Here is a 4478-nt window from a genome sequence, read left to right on the forward strand (position 1 = left end):
CTCTTCGGCGGTTGCCGACAATTTTAGTTGGGGCAGGTCGCGATTGCGGTGGCGCAGAATAGCCAACGCCGCGCTCATCCGCTCGTGCTCACGCTCGGCCAGCGTGAGCATTTCGGAAGAGGTGAGGGGAATCATCCGCACGTGCCGGTTGTACCAGTCGTAGCGCTCTGGCCCGACGCCTGCGGGAGCAGTCATGCGAGGCCGCTCGGCCCGCAGCCAGTCGCGAAATTCGATGATGGCGGCGCGCGCAGCAACAACCTGCGGGACAAGCTCAGGCCGCTCGGCGCGGCTGCGCGCGAGCAAGTCGTCATACCAGCCAATAATTCCCGCCGGAGGCACTGCCCGGTAGGGGTGGTAGTGATTGACCCCGTCGCTGTTCTCGAGGTTGAACAGCGCCAGGTCGGCATAGTCTCCCGCCACCTCGGTGAGATTGGAGCGCGCCGACGACAGCATCGGCGCTACGGCAGCCAGCTGCGTCTCGAGGCGAAGGTGCGCCTCTTCGCCTGCCCCAAGGTCATTGAAGGCGACGCGTATGAGGGGGTCGAGGTAGAAGCCCGGGTCGCGCTTCCACGGACGCAGCACCTCCAGATTAAAGCGGTAGCCATTTAGGAGCGACTTGACTGCCAGGAAGTCGGCCTGCTCTTCGCGCGGCCACGTCTGGACTGCCATACCCGCGAGGCGTTCCTCAAATTGCGCCAGTCCTGCGCGCTTGTCCTCCATCAGCTTGTCGGCGTAGATCTCGCCGACCCGCGCCCCTGAATCGAGCACCACGCTCGGCGTGAAGGCGGGCACCATGTATTCCTGCAATTCCTCGTGCACGGTGAGAAGGTCGCCGTAGGTGCCGCCGGGCGCCCCCTGCGCACTCGCTGCAGAGGCGCAGGCCACGAGGATGAGAAATTTCAGGAAGTGCCGCATGATTGCCTCCGATTGCCTGAAGAGGGTGCGGAGGCGATCGCCTTTTGTCCAGTAGGTGATTTCAGCGGAACCGGGTCTTGTGGCGACCGGGCAGGGCGGTTGGCATTTTAAAATGAGCAAGAACCCCTTCCGATACTTCAAAACCTCACCCGAGATCATCCAGCTTGCAGTGCTGATGTACGTCAGATTTCCGCTATCGCTCCGCAATCTGGAAGACCTACTCCACGAGCGTGGCATCGATGTTTGACATGAAAGCGTCCGCCTCTGGGTCGACCGGTTCGGAAGCCATTTTGCCAGTAAAATCCGTAAACGGAGATCCGAAGCGATGCGCCAGGTGCCGCAGTGGCGGTGACATCTGGATGAGGTCTTCGTCAAGATCCGGGGCGAGACGCATTACTTGTGGCGCGCTGTTGATCACGAAGGCGAAGTACTGGAGGCGTATGTCACCAAAAAGTGCGACAAGGCATCGGCGCTGAAATTCCGGAGAAAAGTAATGAAATGCTCGGGAGACCCGGAAGTTTTGGTGACCGACGGGTGCCCATCCTATCGGGCCGCGATGAAGTCTACAGGAAACTTGCGACGCCAGGAAACGTCGCGCCACCTCAATAATCGCGCCAAGAATTCGCACCAACCTTTCCGCCGACGTGAGCGGGCGATGTCGCGCTTAAGGCGACTGCGAAGTCTGCAGAAGTTCGCTTCAGCGCATTCGTCTGTACACAATCATTGCAATCATCTAAGAAACATCGAGGGGAGGGCCAGGTACAAATCTCTACGTGACGCCGCCCTTTGCGAATGGCACGAACTTCTTGTCGCATAGCACCTGCTCATTTGCGAAAAGCGGAGACGGGTTCGCATTAAACTGACACAACCCTGTCGTGCTAACGATAAGCGAAACCCCAGAACTCCCCACGCATGGTGCTATTGAGAGATCCGTCAGAACTTTCAGCGAGTGAGATCGCGCTCTGGGATGCGCTGGCGGTGCAAGCGAAAGCCCCTGACCCTAAGCCCCCCCCAAAATCGCCTCCATCCAATGCATCTTACGCTGCAACACAAGGTAAGCAAAAGAGGCGCGGACATTTTGCATCCGAAGACTCTTGGGATGCTTTCGAGCCGCGCCCTAACACAGCGCGCAGCCTTCAATCGTTATGCGGTGCATCAGGCGGCGCTCTCCGTGATAATCATTCATCGCCCAGTGCCAGGTTGACCGGTTGTCCCAGAAGGCCACAGAGCCCGGGCGCCATTTGAACCGGTGGGCGTGGTCAGGGCTCATGGCGTGCGTATAAAGGCGCATCAGCAACGACCTGGAGGCTTCCTCCTCATAATCTGCAATTTTCGTAGTGAAGGCGGGGTTTACATAGAGCGCCTTCCTGGCGCTCAGCGGATGGGTGATGACGACCGGGTGGACGACGTCTTCCAGGACGTCTGCGGCGGCGGTGTTGCCGATGCGCGCATCGGTGTCTTCAATCGCCTTGTAGAAATTGTCCTTCTGGGAGCCGAAGATGTGTTTGGCCGAATGGATGGCGCGCAGGGAGGCAATCTCTTCCTTCGTGGCGTCGTCGAGCGTGTCATACGCGGTATACATGGAGGCAAACCAGGTATCGCCGCCCTCGTCGGGGAGCTGGCGCGCGACGAGTACAGAGCCCATGGCCGGCTCCGCGTCATAGGAATGATCCGTATGCCAACCGCCTCCGATATTGGTTTTCTGTTCCTTCTCCTTCAGCACCAGTGCGATCTCGCGATAGCGCTCATGCGCCTGGAAGAAGCGGTTGATGTTGATCGGGCCGAAGCGGCGGGCAAAGGCGATGTGATCGTCTTCGGAAAGGGACTGATCGCGGAAGAAGATGACGCCGTGATCGGCATAGGCCTGCCGAACGGCGATGAACTCGACATCAGACAGATTGCGGATGTCGACACCCGTAATCTCTGCGCCCGCGCCCTCCAGGGATGTGATCTGCATGGCTTCCTCCCTGACCGCTATCTACACCTTGGCGGGCTGCTGAAAGGAGACTAACCCCGGCGGGCAGAACTTGGCAATTACCCTTCCTGAGAGTGCCTCTGTCCTGAAGACCCCTGGCGACGTCCACCGATCACTTCAAACGCCTTTCATCCAGCCTGATAACCTTCGCCGCCGCGCTATCGGTTACAGCCATCCTCGACAGAACTTTTGAGCAAGGCGGTTTGGTGCTGAGGTGGCCTGGGTTGAAACTGACGGTTCAGTTGAAGCCGTGCTCGCCATCAATCACGTAAAAACAATTTTTCAGGGCGTGACAGCGTGACGGGTCTATAGACCCTTGTCACGTAGCGCTTGCGGGTCAGGGCCTCGCCTTCGCCGTCCAGAAGGGCCTCGATGGCAAGCGTGGTCTTGTGGCGCGGGCCGCGGCTTGCCGGAGTTGCCTCGGCCAAAGGTGCCATCTGTATTGCGTCGGCTTTTGAGGTCAGTTTCTCGCATGTCGGCTCACCGATTAACCTCGATATGATATGTATACTGCTTCGGGGCGCCGGAATGAAGAGGCAGTACACCCGGTTTGTCTGACCATCGTCTTTGCGGTAGCGGCCGATCAGCGGCGGCGATCCAAGCTGCCCGACGGCAGCAATCCGGCCAAGTGCAGTCGGAGACCGTACTTCGTTGTCAGGCAATTCATCGCCGACTGCCGTCATCCGTAATGCTCGCTGAACAGGCTTTGCGAGGACCTTCCGATGGGCCAGATCACCGGATCACTCATAAGGCAGGCCTGCTCTTGCCGGTTATCGGCTTCGGAGCTGGCCTGGCCGCTGCTGTCAGGGGGCCTGCTGGAACAACAACAGGCTTTCTTCTGCGCTGATCTTGATGTCGAATTCCGTAGCGAGGAGCCCCTGGAGTCCGGCCCCGTCGCTGATCGTGCGCCTTTGCTCACCAGTCGGCGTGATGACCCAGTACTCGCGGTTGCGCAGCGAGCGTATTTCGCCATCGAGGATCCGGGACGCTACGAGGTTGTTCACAAAAACCGCCGCCGGATGTCGGTGGGAGTAGAAGTGCCCGAGTTCGCAATCAGCCTGCCCGTAACGGGCAAGCTCGAAACGGTAGAGCGAGAAGAACGCACCGTCTTTCAGCGTCTGCAGGTGGAACTCACCAGCTTGGGGCTCGGCCACGCGAAACACGCGCTCCCCCCGTGCCACTGATACCTGGGACAGCCCCACCGGCAAGTCCGGACCAAATGGCCCGAAGCCGACATCCACCAGATACCGTTCGCCATCGAGATGGACCAGCGTGATCCGGTGTGTCAGGCCGGGATGAATGTCCCGGTTATAGACCACGCGGGCAAGATAGAGCACCACCTCGAAGCCCAGCTCGTCAAGGCGTGCCGCCAGGGACTCACCGCTCTCGTCGAGGCGCGTGCCCGCGGCAACGCCATCGCTCACGGTGAGGACGAGCGCGGCCGTTCGATCCTGCATGTTCACGCGCTGTGCTTGGGCGCCCGGGCGCGGCGCACGCGCTGCCCGCCCGGCGCTCCCTGTGTGCCCGGCGGTCGTCCCTCTTCGCGCTCGGGTGGTCGCCGCCACGTCCCGCTGCGGCCCCCGGCCTT

At 60.4% G+C, this 4478-nt stretch carries 3 protein-coding genes and 2 pseudogenes; 1 reads left to right on the forward strand and 4 read right to left on the reverse strand.

Annotated elements, in window-relative coordinates:
• Positions 1–915, reverse strand: a pseudogene (locus WEA77_RS06145) (hypothetical protein); the annotation flags it as partial.
• 112 nt (positions 916–1027) lie between these two features.
• On the opposite strand from WEA77_RS06145, the pseudogene WEA77_RS06150 reads away from it, so the two are divergent.
• A pseudogene (locus WEA77_RS06150) lies at positions 1028–1732 on the forward strand (IS6 family transposase).
• Positions 1733–2032: 300 nt separating this feature from the next.
• On the opposite strand, the gene WEA77_RS06155 reads toward WEA77_RS06150, so the two are convergent.
• From WEA77_RS06155 to WEA77_RS06165, 3 genes are all read right to left on the reverse strand, one after another.
• Positions 2033–2872 carry a TauD/TfdA dioxygenase family protein gene (locus WEA77_RS06155; protein WP_368066992.1) on the reverse strand — a complete coding sequence of 280 codons (840 nt, stop codon included), beginning with the start codon at positions 2870–2872 and terminating at the stop codon, positions 2033–2035.
• A gap of 278 nt (positions 2873–3150) precedes the next feature.
• Positions 3151–3573, reverse strand: coding sequence for a hypothetical protein (locus tag WEA77_RS06160; RefSeq protein ID WP_368066993.1), 423 nt, complete (start codon positions 3571–3573; stop codon positions 3151–3153).
• A 120-nt stretch (positions 3574–3693) separates the two neighbouring features.
• A partial coding sequence (locus tag WEA77_RS06165) for an arylamine N-acetyltransferase (protein ID WP_368066994.1) occupies positions 3694–4478 on the reverse strand: 785 nt, incomplete at its 5' end.

It is taken from the genome of Hyphomonas sp., assembly GCF_040882205.1.
Lineage (GTDB): Bacteria > Pseudomonadota > Alphaproteobacteria > Caulobacterales > Hyphomonadaceae > Hyphomonas.

What these genes read in the sequence shown, in the direction of transcription:
- WEA77_RS06155 (WP_368066992.1), bottom strand. Translation starts at nt 2,872, where the DNA reads ATGCAGATCACATCCCTGGAGGGCGCGGGCGCAGAGATTACGGGTGTC.
- WEA77_RS06160 (WP_368066993.1), bottom strand. Translation starts at nt 3,573, where the DNA reads ATGACGGCAGTCGGCGATGAATTGCCTGACAACGAAGTACGGTCTCCG.